The 17,636-nt window shown below is 45.4% G+C and carries 14 protein-coding genes; 13 read left to right on the forward strand and 1 reads right to left on the reverse strand.

The features are described from left to right. Position 1 precedes the first annotated feature (1 nt). The 11 genes from murE (at position 2) to lpxC (ending at position 13,549) form a co-directional block, all read left to right on the forward strand. The gene (gene murE, locus ACXABW_RS02605) at positions 2–1,489 is read left to right on the forward strand and encodes a UDP-N-acetylmuramoyl-L-alanyl-D-glutamate--2,6-diaminopimelate ligase (protein WP_457523860.1); all 1,488 of its coding nucleotides are present in this window, start codon (positions 2–4) and stop codon (positions 1,487–1,489) included. Then, positions 1,486–2,847 carry a UDP-N-acetylmuramoyl-tripeptide--D-alanyl-D-alanine ligase gene (locus tag ACXABW_RS02610; RefSeq protein ID WP_457523862.1) on the forward strand — a complete coding sequence of 454 codons (1,362 nt, stop codon included), beginning with the start codon at positions 1,486–1,488 and terminating at the stop codon, positions 2,845–2,847. The genes murE and ACXABW_RS02610 overlap by 4 nt, the downstream gene beginning before the upstream one ends. Continuing rightward, on the forward strand, positions 2,844–3,926 hold the full coding sequence (gene mraY / locus ACXABW_RS02615; protein WP_252029526.1) for a phospho-N-acetylmuramoyl-pentapeptide-transferase: 1,083 nt from the start codon (positions 2,844–2,846) through the stop codon (positions 3,924–3,926). Before ACXABW_RS02610 ends, mraY begins: the two co-directional genes overlap by 4 nt. 55 nt (positions 3,927–3,981) lie before the next feature. After that, positions 3,982–5,301 (forward strand): UDP-N-acetylmuramoyl-L-alanine--D-glutamate ligase, encoded by a 1,320-nt coding sequence (gene murD, locus ACXABW_RS02620; RefSeq protein ID WP_457523865.1) that lies wholly within the window; start codon positions 3,982–3,984, stop codon positions 5,299–5,301. Between the two features lie 12 nt (positions 5,302–5,313). Continuing rightward, entirely contained in the window at positions 5,314–6,528 is a 1,215-nt protein-coding gene (ftsW, locus tag ACXABW_RS02625; protein WP_252029530.1) for a cell division protein FtsW, read from the forward strand. Next, entirely contained in the window at positions 6,515–7,576 is a 1,062-nt protein-coding gene (gene murG / locus ACXABW_RS02630) for an undecaprenyldiphospho-muramoylpentapeptide beta-N-acetylglucosaminyltransferase (protein WP_457523867.1), read from the forward strand. The genes ftsW and murG overlap by 14 nt, the downstream gene beginning before the upstream one ends. 13 nt (positions 7,577–7,589) lie before the next feature. Next, positions 7,590–9,050 (forward strand): UDP-N-acetylmuramate--L-alanine ligase, encoded by a 1,461-nt coding sequence (gene murC, locus ACXABW_RS02635; RefSeq protein WP_252029534.1) that lies wholly within the window; start codon positions 7,590–7,592, stop codon positions 9,048–9,050. A gap of 173 nt (positions 9,051–9,223) precedes the next feature. Further along, entirely contained in the window at positions 9,224–10,006 is a 783-nt protein-coding gene (locus ACXABW_RS02640; protein ID WP_252029536.1) for a cell division protein FtsQ/DivIB, read from the forward strand. Then, entirely contained in the window at positions 9,999–11,261 is a 1,263-nt protein-coding gene (ftsA, locus tag ACXABW_RS02645) for a cell division protein FtsA (RefSeq protein WP_252029538.1), read from the forward strand. The genes ACXABW_RS02640 and ftsA overlap by 8 nt, the downstream gene beginning before the upstream one ends. A gap of 30 nt (positions 11,262–11,291) precedes the next feature. Next, positions 11,292–12,533 carry a cell division protein FtsZ gene (gene ftsZ / locus ACXABW_RS02650; RefSeq protein ID WP_252029539.1) on the forward strand — a complete coding sequence of 414 codons (1,242 nt, stop codon included), beginning with the start codon at positions 11,292–11,294 and terminating at the stop codon, positions 12,531–12,533. A 98-nt stretch (positions 12,534–12,631) separates the two neighbouring features. Beyond that, positions 12,632–13,549, forward strand: coding sequence for a UDP-3-O-acyl-N-acetylglucosamine deacetylase (gene lpxC / locus ACXABW_RS02655; protein WP_457523870.1), 918 nt, complete (start codon positions 12,632–12,634; stop codon positions 13,547–13,549). A 74-nt stretch (positions 13,550–13,623) separates the two neighbouring features. Here lpxC and ACXABW_RS02660 read toward each other — a convergent pair whose 3' ends face one another. Further along, positions 13,624–14,085 carry a DUF721 domain-containing protein gene (locus tag ACXABW_RS02660; RefSeq protein WP_252029541.1) on the reverse strand — a complete coding sequence of 154 codons (462 nt, stop codon included), beginning with the start codon at positions 14,083–14,085 and terminating at the stop codon, positions 13,624–13,626. Between the two features lie 315 nt (positions 14,086–14,400). On the opposite strand from ACXABW_RS02660, the gene secA reads away from it, so the two are divergent. Beyond that, positions 14,401–17,124, forward strand: coding sequence for a preprotein translocase subunit SecA (gene secA / locus ACXABW_RS02665; protein WP_457523872.1), 2,724 nt, complete (start codon positions 14,401–14,403; stop codon positions 17,122–17,124). A gap of 79 nt (positions 17,125–17,203) precedes the next feature. Next, positions 17,204–17,608 carry an 8-oxo-dGTP diphosphatase MutT gene (gene mutT / locus ACXABW_RS02670; RefSeq protein WP_252029544.1) on the forward strand — a complete coding sequence of 135 codons (405 nt, stop codon included), beginning with the start codon at positions 17,204–17,206 and terminating at the stop codon, positions 17,606–17,608. Positions 17,609–17,636: the final 28 nt, after the last annotated feature.

Consider the following 17,636-nt stretch of genomic DNA (forward strand, 5'->3'; position numbering starts at 1 on the left):
CATGGCTTCTGAAATGACACTTGCGCAGCTGATTGCGCCTTGGTTAACGATTGACGACTCCTCTCTGGCACAAACTCAGATCACCAGTTTGGAGCTAGATAGCCGTAAGATACAAACAGGCGATACATTTGTCGCGGTTCCGGGGCATGCCGTAGATGGCCGCGATTTTATCAGCAAAGCAATCGAGCAAAACGCGAACTTAGTGCTAGCGCAAGCGTGTGAATTAAGCCCGCATGCGAGCATTACTTACCAAGACTCAACACCTGTTATTTATATAGACTCTCTTGAGCAGCGTTTGTCAGAGCTTGCTGGGCGCTTGTATCAAAGCCAAGGCAACCGAATTATTGGTGTCACGGGTACCAATGGCAAAACGACAATTTCTCAATTGATTACTCAGTGGATCGATTTGCTGGGGAAACGTGCAGCGGTAATGGGCACTACTGGAAATGGCTTCTTGTCTGATCTTAAGCAGGCTGCGAATACTACTGGTAGCCCAATTGAAATACAGAAAACGCTAAGCGAATTGGCACAGCAAGGCGCTGAATATACTGCGCTCGAAGTTTCTTCTCATGGCTTGGTTCAAGGCCGCGTTAAAGCACTAAACTTTGAAATCGGCGCTTTTTCTAATTTGAGCCGCGACCATCTCGATTACCACGGCACGATGGAAGATTACGGTGAAGCGAAATTTTCACTATTTTCACAGCATAATTGCAAACGCGCCGTGATTAATGTTGATGATGAAGTCGGTGAGAAATGGTTGTCTCGATTACCTGATGCGCTAGCTGTCTCGTTGACGCCGAAGCCCAGTTTAACTCGTGCCGTATTTGCCCAAAGTGTCCGTTATTCGGAAAGTGGCATTGAGCTGAGCTTTGATGGTCAGTATGGCAAAGGGGTGTTATCAGCTCCGCTTATCGGCGAATTTAACGCGTCTAACCTGCTATTGTCTTTTGCTTGTTTACTGAGCTTGGGCTTTGATAAGCAGGCCTTGTTAGATGTCGCTCCTCAACTGACGCCGGTCATTGGCCGAATGGAGCTTTTTTCCTCTCAAGGTAAGGCGAAAGTAGTGGTTGATTATGCTCATACGCCGGATGCATTAGAAAAGGCGTTAATGGCGCTTCGTGTTCATTGCCAAGGGAAGTTATGGGCGATCTTTGGTTGTGGTGGTGACCGAGATACAGGTAAACGCCCAATGATGGCGGCGATTGCAGAGCAGTATGCCGATGAGAGTATTTTGACCGATGACAATCCACGCAGTGAGTCGCCGCAAGCTATTGTAGAAGACATGCTTAAAGGGCTCACCCAACCGGAAAAAGCACATGTTGAGCACAGCCGATATGAAGCGATAAGCTACGCACTTTCTAAAGCTGGGGAGCAGGATATTATCTTGCTAGCGGGTAAAGGCCATGAGGATTACCAAGTGATGGCGAATGAAACCGTCCACTACTCAGATCGCGAGTCTGCGCAACAATTGTTAGGTATTTTGTCATGATAAATGTTTCTCTGAGTCAACTGTCGTCAGTGCTGGGAGCTGAGTTAATTGGTAATGATGTTTCTATCGCTAGTGTCTCGACTGATACACGCAACATCGAATCGGGTGCTCTGTTTGTTGCATTGGCGGGTGAACGTTTTGATGCCCATGATTTTATTCATCAGGCTGAGAGTAATGGTGCTGGGGCGTTGTTGGTCCATAAGCGCTGTGAAACCTCGTTACCGCAATTGGTGGTGCAAGATACCAAACTTGCTCTAGGCTCTCTCGCTGCTTGGGTTCATCAGTTGTGCTCTACACCTACCGTCGCAATTACAGGTAGTTGTGGCAAAACCACCGTTAAAGAGATGCTGGCGAGTATTCTTTCGCGTCGAGGCCAGGTGTTGTTTACCGCTGGGAACTTCAATAATGAAATCGGAGTTCCGCTGACGCTGCTTCGTTCTACACCACAAGATGACTTCGCTGTGATTGAACTAGGAGCCAACCACATCGGTGAAATAGCCTATACCACTTCGCTGACCCAACCTGATATCGCACTGGTCAATAACGTGGCTGCTGCTCATCTTGAAGGTTTTGGTTCTATGGATGGAGTCAAGCAGGCGAAAGGTGAGATTTATTTGGGTCTCAAGCCTGGCTCAGTTGCGGTAGTCAACTTAGACAGTAATGGTGGTGAACTATGGCAAGAAGTTCTGGCAGATAAGCAGGTGCTTACTTTTTCGGCCAAGAACGGTTCGGCTGATGTGTTTGCTTCCGATGTTCAGCTTAATGAGCAAGGTGAGGCGAGCTTTAGTCTTCATACACCGATTGGTGTGTGTCAGGTTCAACTTGGCATTATAGGTGAGCATAATGTTGCGAATGCGCTTGCGGCAAGCTGCTTGGCGATTAAGCTAGGAGTTGGACTTGATGATATTCAACATGGCTTAAAGCATTTGATGAAAGTGAAAGGGCGTGTGGAAGCCATTGAGCTTACGGACAGTATCAAATTGATCGATGACAGCTACAATGCCAGCGTTCCGGCCATGAAAGCTGCGGCTGACCTACTTGGCAGTTTTGGCGGCTGCCGTTGGTTAATTTTAGGTAATATGGCAGAGTTAGGCGCTGAAAGTCTTGCACTTCATCGTCAAGTCGGGGAACATGCTGCCCCGTTTAAATTTGAATATGTATTGACGTATGGGGATGACACGAAAGTGATCAGCGAAGTTTGCGGTGGCCGTCACTTTGAATCCCATGAAGATATGATCGTATATATAGAGCAACAGCTTACAAAACAGAGCGATAAACGCCATACCTTGCTTGTTAAAGGCGCAAATAGTGCTGGGATGAGCAAAATAGCGGTTGCTTTAAAGGAGACCCATTCATGATCATCTGGCTTGCTGAGTTATTACAGCCACATTTTTCTTTTTTCAGGTTGTTCGAGTACTTATCGTTTCGAGCCATTATTAGCATTCTCTCAGCACTAGCCATTTCATTGTGGATGGGGCCAAGGCTGATTAAACGCCTACAACTACTACAAATTGGTCAAGTTGTTCGTAATGACGGCCCTGAATCTCACTTCAGCAAGCGTGGTACGCCAACAATGGGTGGCGTTATGATTCTCGCTGCGATCGTGATTACCGTCTTTCTTTGGGCGGATTTATCGAACCCATATGTATGGGCGGTAATGGCTGTATTGATTGGTTATGGTGCGGTTGGCTTCGTTGATGACTACCGAAAAGTCGTTCGTAAAAATACCGATGGTTTGATAGCTCGCTGGAAATACTTTTGGCAATCCGCTATCGCGTTAGTCGTGGCATTTGCTCTATATGCGCATGGTAAGGACACCGCAGCAACTCAATTAGTTGTACCGTTTTTTAAAGAGGTAATGCCTCAGCTCGGGCTGTTGTATATCGTATTAACTTACTTTGTCATCGTTGGCACCAGTAATGCGGTTAACTTAACCGACGGTCTAGATGGCCTAGCGATTATGCCTACAGTGTTGGTATCGGCTGGCTTTGCTGCGATTGCTTGGGCAACCGGCAATGTGAACTTCGCTAATTACCTACATATTCCTCACATTCCATTGGCGTCTGAATTAGTTATCGTATGTACGGCGATTGTGGGAGCTGGTCTTGGTTTCCTATGGTTTAACACCTACCCTGCACAAGTATTTATGGGTGACGTAGGCTCGTTAGCATTAGGCGGCGCTTTGGGCACGATTGCTGTTCTCGTCCGACAAGAATTTGTTCTTGTGATTATGGGCGGTGTATTTGTGATGGAAACCCTATCCGTTATTCTTCAAGTTGGATCCTACAAACTACGTGGCCAACGTATTTTCCGTATGGCGCCGATTCACCATCACTATGAGCTAAAGGGCTGGCCTGAACCGCGTGTTATCGTGCGTTTTTGGATCATTTCTATCGTGCTTGTTTTGGTAGGCTTGGCGACACTAAAAGTCCGATAATGATTTGCATGCTCTGTGCTGAGCGTGCAGATTCAACACCTTTGCAGGTTACTAAATGAATCAGTGGCAAAACATCAATCGTGTTGTCGTCGTAGGGCTCGGTATTACCGGGCTCTCTGTCGTTAAACACCTTGTGCAATTACCTCATAATCTAGACATTAAAGTCATTGATACACGAGCGAACCCTCCAGGACAGACTGAGCTTCCACAAGATGTTTCACTTCATGCTGGTGGATGGAATCTAGAGTGGCTGCACCAAGCAGATTTGTTGGTGGTGAACCCTGGAATTGCGCTTGCGACAGCTGAAATTCAGCAAGTCATTGCCAAAGGTATCCCTGTTGTTGGAGATATAGAATTATTTGCTTGGCAGGTGAACAAGCCTGTTATTGCTATTACGGGCTCGAACGGTAAGAGTACAGTTACTGATCTAACCGGTGTTGTTGCTGCTGGCTGTGGGCTGAAAGTCGGTGTAGGCGGTAACATAGGTGTTCCCGCCTTGGAACTTTTGAACCAAGATGCGGATTTATATGTCTTGGAGTTATCAAGCTTTCAGCTTGAAACGACTTCGAGTTTGTCTTTAGTTGCCGCGGCTTTCCTTAACCTGTCAGAAGACCACATGGATCGCTATGACGGCATGGAGGACTACCGACAAGCTAAATTAAGAATCTTTGCAAATGCACAAGCCTGCATCGTTAATAAGGAAGACGCTCAAACTTATCCAGATACGATGGATAAACGCTTGATAGAGTTTAGTCTAGGTAACCGCGGACAATTTAAACTAGACCTTCATCAGGGACAGGAATACTTGTTTGCCAATGATGCCCCCGTTTTGGCTAGTAGTGAACTGTCTCTAGTCGGTCGTCATAATGTCGCTAACGCTTTGGTTGTATTAGCATTACTTGCAGAGGCTGGCATCGATTTCACTAAAGGCCTGAATGCGCTGAAATCTTACAATGGTTTGACGCATCGCTGCCAAGTTGTCGCAGATAATAACGGTATTAAGTGGGTGAATGATTCCAAAGCGACGAATGTTGCCAGTACATTGGCTGCGCTCTCGGGTTTAGAGTGTCGTGGCATTTTGTATCTGTTAGTCGGGGGGGATGGCAAAGGTGCCGACTTTAGTGAACTTAGGCCTGCGCTCGCTTCTCTTAATGTTGAACTGTGTTGCTTTGGGGCCGATGGTGCTGAGTTTCTGCCATTACATCACTCATCGAAGCGCTATGAATCAATGGCTGAAATTGTGGAAAGCATTACTCCTAAGTTACAACCCGGTGATATGGTGATGCTATCGCCTGCGTGTGCAAGCTTTGATCAATTTAATAATTTTATGGCACGTGGCGAAGCCTTTACACAGCTTGCACGTCAATACGCCTGACTGAGGTAATTAATGCAGTTAAAAGGAAGCCTTTCAGGCGCGAAAGCATGGTTTAGCCACCCAGTACCAGACGCCCTATTTGACAGGCAATTGGTATGGATAGCGCTGGGCCTAATGCTGACGGGCCTAGTGATGGTAACATCCGCTTCGTTTCCTATTAGCTCACGCCTCACTGATCAGCCTTTTCACTTTATGTTTCGCCATGCAGTGTTTCTGATCTTGGCGCTCTCTACGTCTGCTGTTGTGTTGCAAGTGCCTTTGGAGCGTTGGCTGCGCTATAGCTCAGTATTGTTGGGTATATCGTTTTTCCTGTTGATTGTTGTGTTAGTAGCGGGAAAGTCGGTTAATGGTGCTTCCCGTTGGATCCCGCTTGGGTTATTCAATCTTCAGCCTGCAGAAGTTGCCAAACTATCGCTATTTATATTTATGGCAGGGTATTTGGTTCGTAAGCAAGAGGAAGTAAGAGCCACCTTTTTTGGCGGCTTCATGAAGCCGATCATGGTGTTTGGCACATTAGCGATATTACTATTGGGCCAGCCTGATTTAGGGACCGTTATTGTTATGTTGGTCACCTTGTTTGGCATGCTGTTCATTGCAGGAGCAAAACTGTCGCAATTTATCGCGTTAATGGTCGCCGGTATTATGGCCGTTATCGCGCTGATTGTTGCGGAGCCTTATCGAATGAGGCGGGTCACCTCTTTCCTTGATCCGTGGGAAGATCCATTTGGTAGCGGTTATCAGCTAACTCAATCGCTGATGGCATTTGGTCGAGGTGAGTGGTTTGGTCAAGGACTTGGAAACTCCATTCAAAAACTAGAGTATCTTCCTGAGGCACATACTGACTTTGTGTTTGCTGTTTTAGCAGAAGAGCTGGGGTTTGTCGGTGTTACCTTGGTGCTTATGTTGATCTTCAGTTTGGTATTTAAAGCCATTTTTATTGGCAAAAAAGCGTTTGATAACAACCAGCTATTTGGCGGTTACTTGGCTTTTGGTATTGGTATTTGGTTCGCGTTCCAAACGTTAGTTAACGTAGGGGCTGCGGCTGGTATTGTTCCAACCAAAGGCTTGACGCTACCTTTGATTAGTTACGGTGGCTCGAGTTTAATTATAATGTCTGTCGCCGTGTCGATCTTACTTCGAATCGACCATGAATGTCGGTTAATAGAAAGCCGCAGTACGCCTGAAAAGAATGTGGCGGAAGAAAAAGAATCTAATGAAAAAGAATAAACGTTTGATGGTAATGGCTGGCGGTACTGGTGGGCATGTATTCCCTGGGCTTGCCGTTGCTAAGAAGTTACAGCAACAAGGTTGGGAGATTCGCTGGTTAGGTACCGCGGACAGAATGGAAGCTGAATTGGTGCCAAAACATGGTATTGATATCGACTTTATCAAAGTGAAAGGGTTGAGAGGTCAAAGCCTGACTAAGTTGGTCAAAGCGCCATTCCAAATTATCAGTGCTATATTGCAAGCCAAGCGCCATATTAAAAATTGGCAGCCTGATGCGGTATTGGGCATGGGTGGTTATGTCAGTGGCCCTGGAGGTATTGCTGCTTGGCTTAGCGGTGTGCCTGTCGTTTTGCATGAGCAAAATGCGGTAGCAGGGCTGACGAACCAATGGCTGTCAAAAATTGCCAAAAAAGTGTTTCAGGCGTTTCCCGGTGCATTCCCAACTGCGGAAGTGGTCGGCAACCCTGTGCGTGAGGATGTCGTAGCTTTGCCGGAGCCTTCTATTCGTCTATCAGAGCGTGATGGTCCTATTCGTATTTTAGTAATGGGTGGTAGCCAAGGCGCTCAGATTTTGAATACCACGCTACCAGGAGTGATGCAGTCACTTGGTGGACACTATCAGGTGCTTCATCAGGCAGGAAAGAATAATCAAAGTTCGGTACAGGCCGCATACCAAGAAATGGGAGTGACTGAAGCTGAAACGGTAGAGTTTATCGATGATGTTGCTAAAGCTTATGACTGGGCAGATATCCTAGTTTGTCGCTCTGGAGCGTTGACTGTGTCAGAAGTATCTGCAGCAGGTGTAGGGGCGATATTTATTCCGTTTATGCATAAAGACCGTCAGCAAGCCTTGAATGCTGATCATTTAGTGGAGTGCGGTGCAGCCAAGATGATTGAGCAGCCAGACCTCACCCAAGACAAATTAACAACGATGATTGCCAGTTTAGATCGCCCTGCGTTGCTGACTATGGCGATAAAAGCACGTGAAGCCGCTAAGCTAGAAGCGGATCAAACGGTAGCGAGCGCGATCATTGCTTTGACTAAATAACGAGACAAGATTCATGACCATAGAACATACACAAGATTTAGCTCAGATCCGTGCCATGGTGCCAGAGATGCGAAGAGTAAAATGCATCCACTTTATCGGTATTGGCGGAGCTGGTATGAGTGGTATTGCCGAAGTATTGTTAAATGAAGGCTACCAAATTACAGGGTCTGATCTTGCAGAAAACCCGGTAACCGAGCGCCTAACTGAAAAAGGTGCCACGGTTTATATTGGTCACCAAGAGAGCAATATTGAACAGGCGAGCGTGGTGGTGGTTTCTACCGCGATTAATGAAGAAAACCCAGAAATCATGGCAGCCAGAGAGCGTCGTATTCCTATAGTTCGCCGAGCAGAGATGCTGGCGGAGCTTATGCGTTTTCGTCATGGGATTGCTGTCGCGGGTACTCACGGTAAAACGACGACGACTGCATTAGTCACTCAGATATACTCTGAGGCGGGATTAGATCCCACGTTTGTAAATGGCGGATTAGTAAAAAGTGCTGGAACCAATGCAAGATTAGGTTCAAGCCGTATTCTTATCGCTGAAGCAGACGAAAGTGATGCTTCTTTCTTGCACCTTCAGCCAATGGTTAGCATTGTGACTAACATTGAAGCGGATCATATGGATACATATGGCGGGGACTTTGAAACGCTAAAGCAGACGTTTATCGATTTCTTACACAATTTACCATTTTACGGTCAAGCTATTGTGTGTATCGATGATCCAGTCGTACGAGAATTGATTCCAAGAATCAGTCGTCAAGTTATCACGTACGGTTTTTCTGAAGATGCCGATGTTCGTATTGAAAACTACCGTCAGGACGGCCAACAAGGTAAGTTTACTGTGGTCCGTGAGGGTAAAGATAATTTGGATATTACGCTGAACATTCCTGGTCGTCATAATGCACTGAATGCGTCAGCAGCCATCGCGGTTGCGACAGAAGATGATGTGAGCGATGAAGCGATTCTGGCAGCAATGGCAGGAACACAAGGGACGGGACGCCGCTTTGACCACCTAGGTGAGTTTGATACTGGCAATGGTAGTGCAATGCTGGTGGATGATTATGGTCATCACCCAACCGAAGTAGACGTAACCATTCAAGCAGCTCGCAGCGGCTGGGAAGAAAAACGACTGGTCATGGTTTTCCAGCCCCACCGTTATAGCCGAACGCGCGACCTTTATGATGATTTTGCTAATGTACTCGAGCAAGTCGATGTACTTATCATGCTTGACGTCTACTCGGCCGGGGAAAAGCCAATAGCAGGTGCAGATGGGCGTGCGTTATGTCGAACTATCCGTAGTCGAGGTAAAATCGATCCAATATTTGTTGCGGAAACATCTGCTCTACCATCTGTTTTAGCTAATGTTTTACAAGATGGTGACCTCGTACTAACCCAAGGTGCTGGTGATGTTGGCAAAGTAGCTAAACAACTCGCAGCTTTTGAGTTAAATATTAATAAAATGCAGTCTGCATAATGCAAAAAGTAGAATTGAGTCATTTTATTGGTTTGGCTCAAATCTATACGCTAATTATCACTTTCTGTATTTGATACTTTCAGTTAGCTCAGTATAATCCCAAGGTTAAAGTAACTGCTTTACCTCTATAAAAATAGGGAATGTATTGAGAGCCATGTGTAGGGACAGCGACTTTGGTAAAAAGTGCTTTGAGAAAAAGCCGTCGTGTATCGCATTCACCACTAGTTAAACAACATGCCGTTGGCGGTGTGTTTTTGCTAGTGGTTTTGTTGTCCATAGGTTTTACCCTCTACTCAACATTGTCTTGGATGTGGGATGATCAAAGGCTTCCGCTTTCCAAAATAGTTCTTCAGGGCGATTTGAATTACGTTTCAGCCAACAATGTTCAACAGGCATTTTCTGAACTAGAGCATATTGGCACGTTTATGTCTCAGGACATCGACGAACTGCAAGAGGTGGTATCAACCATTCCATGGGTTGCTCACGCTTCTATTCGTAAACAGTGGCCAGATACCATCAAAGTTTTTCTGACTGAGTATCAAGCAGAGGCTATATGGAATGGAAACGCGTTACTGAATGAAAAAGGCAATGTCTTTGACGGAGATATTGGCCAGCTAAAAGGAGAGCGGGTTAAGCTTTATGGCCCGACAGGGAGTAGCCAAGAAGTATTGAATATTTGGCGAGAAATAACCCCTCTTTTTAAAGCGTTAGATCTAAATATTACATCGTTGGTTTTGAACGATCGCCGAGCATGGCAAATAATTCTAGATAATGGTATTCGTCTTGAATTAGGCAAAGAATCGTTAAACGAACGAATTGAGCGCTTCATTGCGCTGTATACGAGCTTAGGAAGTGACGCTGATAAAGTCAGTTATATCGACCTCAGATACGACACGGGAGCGGCAATTGGCTGGTTCCCTGAACAAGAGTTAGAACAAGAGAGTACAGATGACTAAGGCCGCTGATGACAACTTAATTGTTGGTCTTGATATAGGCACTGCAACCGTATCAGCTCTAGTAGGTGAGGTCTTGCCTGACGGCCAGATAAATATCATTGGGGCTGGAACAAGCCCATCGAGAGGTATGGACAAGGGCGGAGTTAACGACCTTGAATCTGTCGTTAAGTCTGTTCAGCGTGCGGTTGACCAAGCTGAGTTGATGGCAGAATGCCAGATCAGTAATGTTTTCATCTCTTTATCCGGCCGCCATATCGCTAGCCGTATTGAAAAGGGGATGGGAACCATTTCTGATGAGGAAGTGTCCCAAGAAGATATGGATAGAGCGATTCATACCGCTAAATCGATCAAAATTGGAGACGAGCAAAAAATCCTGCACGTCATTCCTCAAGAATTTACTATCGACTACCAAGAAGGGATTAAGAATCCACTTGGCCTTTCTGGTGTTCGAATGGAGGTGAGTGTTCACCTCATTTCTTGTCACAATGATATGGCAAGAAACATTATTAAAGCTGTAGAGCGTTGTGGCTTGAAAGTGGATCAGCTTGTCTATTCTGGCTTAGCTGCAAGTAATGCAGTTATCACTGATGATGAACGCGAACTGGGTGTTTGTGTGGTAGACATTGGCGCAGGTACAATGGATGTTTCCATTTGGACTGGTGGTGCGCTACGTCACACAGAAGTATTCTCTTACGCCGGAAACGCAGTGACTAGCGATATAGCATTTGCGTTTGGTACGCCAGTAAGCGATGCTGAAGAGATCAAGGTGAAATACGGCTGTGCACTTAGCGAATTGGTGAGTAAAGACGATACGGTTAACGTGCCTAGCGTGGGTGGGCGTCCATCGCGCAGTTTACAAAGGCAGACCTTGTCCGAGGTTATTGAGCCTCGTTACACTGAACTGATGGGATTGGTTAATCAGACAATTGATACAGTCCAATCAAAACTTCGTGAAGATGGCATCAAGCATCATTTAGCTGCTGGTGTTGTTCTTACCGGTGGTGCAGCACAGATTGAAGGATTGGTGGAATGTGCCGAGCGTGTATTCCGCAATCAAGTTAGAGTTGGTAAACCGCTAGAAGTTAGTGGTTTAACAGATTATGTAAAAGAGCCGTTTCATTCGACGGCTGTTGGCTTACTTCATTACGCAAAGGATAGTCAAGTGAGTGATGACATAGAATATAGCGAACCAAAGCGTCAATCTATGTCTGGCTTCGTTGGCCGTTTACGTAATTGGATACAAAAAGAGTTTTAACCTGAGTAGCAGGAAAAACGGAGATAACACATGTTTGAACCGATGATGGAAATGTCTGACGATGCGGTAATTAAAGTCGTTGGAGTGGGTGGTGGCGGCGGTAACGCTGTAGAACACATGGTGCGTGAGTCCATCGAAGGCGTGGAATTCATCAGTGTAAACACCGATGCTCAAGCGCTGCGTAAAACGAGTGTAAGCAGTGTCATTCAGATTGGTGGTGACATTACTAAAGGTCTAGGTGCTGGGGCTAACCCTCAAGTTGGCCGTGAAGCTGCACTTGAAGATCGAGAAAGAATTAAAGAAGTTCTAACTGGTGCCGATATGGTATTTATAGCCGCTGGTATGGGCGGTGGTACCGGTACTGGTGCTGCGCCTGTTATTGCTGAAGTGGCTAAAGAACTTGGCGTGTTAACGGTTGCAGTAGTGACTAAGCCATTTAGCTTTGAAGGTAAGAAGCGTTTGGCGTTTGCGGAGCAAGGAATTGAAGAGCTGTCGAAGCACGTAGACTCTTTAATCACTATTCCGAATGAGAAGCTACTGAAAGTTTTAGGACGTGGTGTCACATTGCTTGAAGCGTTTGCGAGCGCAAACGATGTACTGAAAAATGCGGTACAAGGCATTGCTGAACTTATCACTCGTCCTGGTATGATCAACGTCGACTTTGCAGATGTGAGAACGGTCATGTCTGAAATGGGTCACGCAATGATGGGTAGCGGTGTCTCTAAGGGAGAAGATCGCGCGGAAGAAGCAGCTGAAACAGCAATTTCAAGCCCTCTACTTGAAGACATTGATCTTGCCGGTGCTCGTGGTGTACTTGTGAACATCACTGCTGGCCTAGACATGCGTCTTGATGAGTTCGAAACGGTGGGTAACACAGTTAAAGCGTTTGCATCTGATAACGCGACAGTGGTTATTGGTACTTCCCTTGACCCTGATATGACAGATGAGATTCGCGTTACAGTTGTTGCTACTGGTATTGGTAACGAGAAAAAGCCTGACATTACGCTAGTTGCGGGTGGCAAAGCGAAAGTAGCTCCAGTCGCTCAGCCGCAAACGCAAACTGCTCCGTCTACGCCTTCTGCTCCACAGCAGCCAGCTGCTAAAGTAGAAGAGAAGCCGGCACAGCCTTTGCAGGAAAAACCTCAGGTAACATCTCAACCAGCACCTACGGCACCTGTTTCGTCATCAAATGGCCAAAATGCAGCTGCTAAGACAGAAAAAGATGGTGGGTACTTGGATATTCCGGCATTTTTACGTCGCCAAGCTGATTAAGATATAAGCATAATTTGACACTGTTCAAAATTATGGTAGGATTTGCGGTCGGTGAACTCATCGACCGTGATTTGTAGCACTTTTATCGAGGCAAGTAGATGATCAGACAACGTACTCTGAAAGAAATAGTGAAAACTACTGGTGTGGGACTCCACTCTGGTCGTAAAGTGACACTTACTCTTCGCCCAGCCGCTGCAAATACGGGTATTGTTTACCGTCGTACTGACGTCAACCCACCTGTAGATTTTCCAGCCGACCCAGAGTCAGTGCGCGATACAATGCTATGTACCGCATTGGTGAACGATGAAGGCGTACGTATTTCTACGGTAGAACACTTGAACGCAGCACTTGCGGGCATGGGTATCGATAACATCATTATCGAAGTCGATGCGCCTGAAATTCCGATTATGGATGGTAGTGCAAGTCCGTTTGTATTCTTACTGCAACAAGCTGGTATTGAAACGCTTAACACACCTAAGCGCTTTATCCGCATTAAGAAACCAGTGCGTTTTGAAGACGGTGATAAGTGGGCTGAACTGGTACCGTACAATGGTTTCAGAATGGACTTCGAAATTGAGTTCGATCACCCAGCAATAGATGCAGACCAGCAACAACTGCGTTTTGATTTTTCTTCTCAAGGTTTTGTAAAAGAGATTTCTCGCGCACGTACTTTCGGTTTTATGCGTGATATTGAGTACTTACAATCTCAAAACTTGGTTCTAGGTGGTAGCTTTGATAACGCGATTGTGCTGGATGAGTACCGCATTCTAAATGAAGAAGGCCTTCGTTTTGAGAATGAATTTGTGACTCATAAAGTACTTGATGCAATCGGTGACCTATACATGTGTGGTCATGCTATTGTAGGTGAGTTCCGCGCATATAAATCTGGTCATGGTTTGAACAACCAATTGCTACGTGCAGTACTAGCCGATCAGGAAGCATGGGAATGGGCAACATTCGAAGAAGAAGTTGGTTCACCTGTTACTTTTGCTGAACCTAACATGGTGCTTGCGTAAACACTGAAGATATAGATTTTAAAAGCCAGACCTTCGAGTCTGGCTTTTTTGTTTCTTATACTTGCTAAATAAAGTTACTCATCTCGTGCAAGTTGAGCGAGTTTCTCTAAGCGCTTTTTCACTTTAGGTGGAGCCCCCGAAGCAATCATCAGTAGTGCACTTGCGGCATTATTGGACAATGGTGCGCGTTTCTTTGCTGGTTTGTCAGAGGTGAACTCGCCTGGTCGGCGCTGGTAGAGTCCTGGATTTATGCGAATTTCGACCGCCATTAACCGTGCGAACCCAGCGTTTCTTAATTGATTTAGGATATTGAGTCGATCGTAATCGAGCTTCATTTTTATTGCAGCACTGGCAACTTCAATGACGAGGTGGTTTGATCGCACGTTTGCCGCGCGGCAATGATCCACCACTCCTTTAGGTAAGATCTGGGATAGGGCTTGATTGATCTTGATGATCTCTCCGGCGTGTTGCTGGATCTGACCGAGTTTTGAGCCAGTAATCAATTCGTCAGTAAGAGTAGGGCGATGATCTCTCATAAAAGCCTCGATTGGTTTCTATCCCTAATAGTAGGCGATTGTACGGTAGCAAAACAGCCATTCTTAAACGAAATATCGCTGGAATTGGAGAAAAATTTAAGTGAGCTTCAAACAAATGCTCACACTATTGGTTGTTCGGGAGAAAATTCCTTAAACTATGCGGCACTAATTATAGATAGTGCCTTGAAATTCAGCCCGCTCATCACAATATCACTGATACATGATTTATCTCAGTATCCTTAGTTTAAAACGGGTAGAGACTGAAGGCATTTAGAGTAGATCTGAACGATCTAAGCAAAGAGAGATTCACAACAAATGATAGCTAAGCTACTGACTAAAGTTATTGGTAGCCGTAATGACAGAACATTGCGCCGCCTTAAAAAAATAGTTAAAGAAATTAATAATTACGAACCAACGTTTGAAGCTTTTTCCGATGAAGAGTTAAAGGCAAAAACCGTTGAGTTCCGTCAGCGTTTAGAACAGGGTGAATCACTAGACAAGCTATTACCAGAAGCATTCGCGACCGTTCGTGAGGCATCTAAGCGTGTTTATGGTATGCGTCACTTTGACGTACAGCTCATCGGTGGCATGGTACTGAACTCTGGCCAAATTGCAGAAATGCGTACTGGTGAAGGTAAAACACTAACTGCAACTCTACCTGCATATTTGAACGCACTAAAAGGTGCGGTTCACGTAGTAACGGTGAACGACTACCTTGCAAAGCGTGACGCAGAAACAAACCGTGTTCTATTCGAATTCCTGGGCATGACAGTTGGCATCAATGTGCCTAATATGCCTCCGCAAGAGAAGAAAGAAGCTTACCAAGCCGATATTCTTTACGGTACAAATAACGAATTTGGTTTTGACTATCTACGTGACAACATGGCTTTCCGTGCGGAAGACCGTGTACAGCGTGAACGTTACTTTGCTATTGTCGATGAAGTCGATTCGATCCTTATCGATGAAGCTCGTACTCCTCTTATTATTTCTGGTCCTGCGGAAGATAGCTCAGAGCTTTACACGCGTATCAATGTTCTTATCCCTCACTTGCAACAGCAAGAGCAAGAAGACTCTGAAGAATACCGTGGTGATGGTCACTACACAGTCGATGAGAAATCTAAACAAGTACACTTGACGGAAACAGGTCAGGAATTTGTTGAAGAGTTAATGATAAAAAATGGTTTGATGGAAGAGGGCGATACTCTTTATTCACCAACGAACATTAGCCTTCTGCATCACGTGAATGCTGCATTGCGTGCGCACGTGTTGTTTGAAAAGAATGTGGACTACATTGTCAATGAAGACGAAGAAGTGGTCATCGTTGATGAGCACACTGGTCGTACAATGCCGGGTCGTCGTTGGTCTGAAGGTCTTCATCAAGCAGTAGAAGCAAAAGAAGGCGTTAAGATCCAAAATGAGAACCAAACTCTCGCGTCTATCACCTTCCAAAACTTCTTCCGTCTTTACGAAAAACTGTCTGGTATGACAGGTACTGCCGATACAGAAGCATTTGAATTCCAGTCAATCTATGGGTTGGAAACTGTCGTTATTCCTACGAACAAACCAATGATTCGTAACGATATGCCTGATGTGGTTTATCGTACTGAAGTTGAAAAATTCAATGCAATCATCGAAGACATTAAAGAGCGCGTAGAAAAAGGTCAGCCATCACTAGTAGGTACAGTTTCGATTGAAAAATCGGAATTGCTATCGAATGCCCTTAAGCAAGCCAAGATCAAGCACAACGTTCTCAATGCTAAATTCCATGAACGTGAAGCTGAGATTGTAGCTGAAGCGGGTACACCAGGCGCGGTAACTATTGCAACTAACATGGCTGGTCGTGGTACCGATATCGTGTTGGGTGGTAGCTGGCAGATGAAAGTTGAACAACTAAACAATCCAACTCAAGAGCAGATCGATGAGATCAAGGCAGAGTGGAAAGTTGTTCACGATAAAGTACTTGAAGCAGGTGGCCTACATATTATTGGCACAGAGCGCCACGAGTCTCGTCGTATTGATAATCAGCTGCGTGGTCGTTCTGGTCGTCAGGGTGATGCGGGTTCTTCGCGCTTCTACCTTTCAATGGAAGATTCATTGCTGCGTATCTTTACTTCTGATCGTATGGCTAGTTTGATTCAAAGCGGTATGGATGAAGGTGAAGCGATTGAGTCTAAGATGCTTTCTCGCTCGATTGAAAAAGCTCAGCGTAAGGTGGAAGGCCGTAACTTCGATATTCGTAAACAGCTACTAGAGTACGATGACGTTGCCAACGACCAGCGTAAAGTGGTTTATGAGCTTCGCGATGAACTGATGAGCGTTGATGACATCAGCGAAATGCTAGAACAAAACCGTGCGGATGTATTCAGCTCGGTGATCGACGAATATATTCCGCCACAGTCACTAGAAGAAATGTGGGATATTGCCGGCCTTGAAGAACGCTTGAAAAACGACTTTGACCTTCATGTATCCATCCAAACTTGGTTGGATGAAGACGACAAGCTATACGAAGAAGCTCTACGCGAGAAGATCTTAGAAGAAGCGGTAACTGTCTACAAACAGAAAGAAGAAGCAGTTGGTGAGACAGTGCTTCGTAATTTTGAAAAGTCGGTTATGTTGCAAACACTGGACGGCCTTTGGAAAGAGCATTTGGCTGCGATGGATCACCTTCGCCAAGGTATTCACTTACGTGGCTATGCACAGAAGAACCCGAAACAAGAGTACAAGCGTGAATCGTTTGAACTGTTCGAAGGATTATTGGACTCACTCAAGTTTGATGTGATTGCCATCCTTTCTAAAGTTCGAGTTCAACAGCAAGAAGAAGTTGAGAAGATGGAAGCTCAACGTCGTGCTCAAGCCGAAGAAGCAGCTCGTCGTGCTCAAACCCAACATGCTGCAGCGGAAAATCAGTTATCTGATGGTGAAGAATCAGAAGAAGGCAATCAGCCTATGGTACGTGAAGAGCGTAAAGTAGGTCGAAATGAGCCATGCCCTTGTGGTAGTGGTAAGAAATACAAGCAGTGCCATGGTAAAATAGGCTAAGCTAAAATGTTGAGTAAAAGAGCCGCTTTAGCGGCTCTTTTTTATTATGGAAAACTTTCCTATTACGGATGGAATAGTGATGAAACGAATTCATATTGTTGCTGCGATCATTTTTAACCCTGAACAGTCGCAAGTGTTTATTACCAAACGCCCCGAGAAACTACATAAAGGTGGATTTTGGGAGTTTCCAGGAGGGAAAGTTGAGCAAGGTGAATCGCCCGAGCAAGCGATAGCTCGAGAGCTATTTGAAGAAATTGGTATTGAGGTAACGCAAGCGAAGCACTTTGAACATCTTGAGTATGATTACCCAGACAAATCTCTTAAGTTCGATTTCTTTACCGTGAATAGCTTTAAAAATACCCCTTATGGTAAAGAAGGCCAGCAGGGCGAGTGGGTTGATGTAGCGGCATTAAGCGATTACCAATTTCCAGAAGCGAACGTTCCTATTCTTGAGCGTGTAGTCGCAACTTATCGTGGCCAATAATTGGGTGGTAACCCAATTCATTTGTTGC

It is taken from the genome of Vibrio paucivorans (assembly GCF_054053395.1).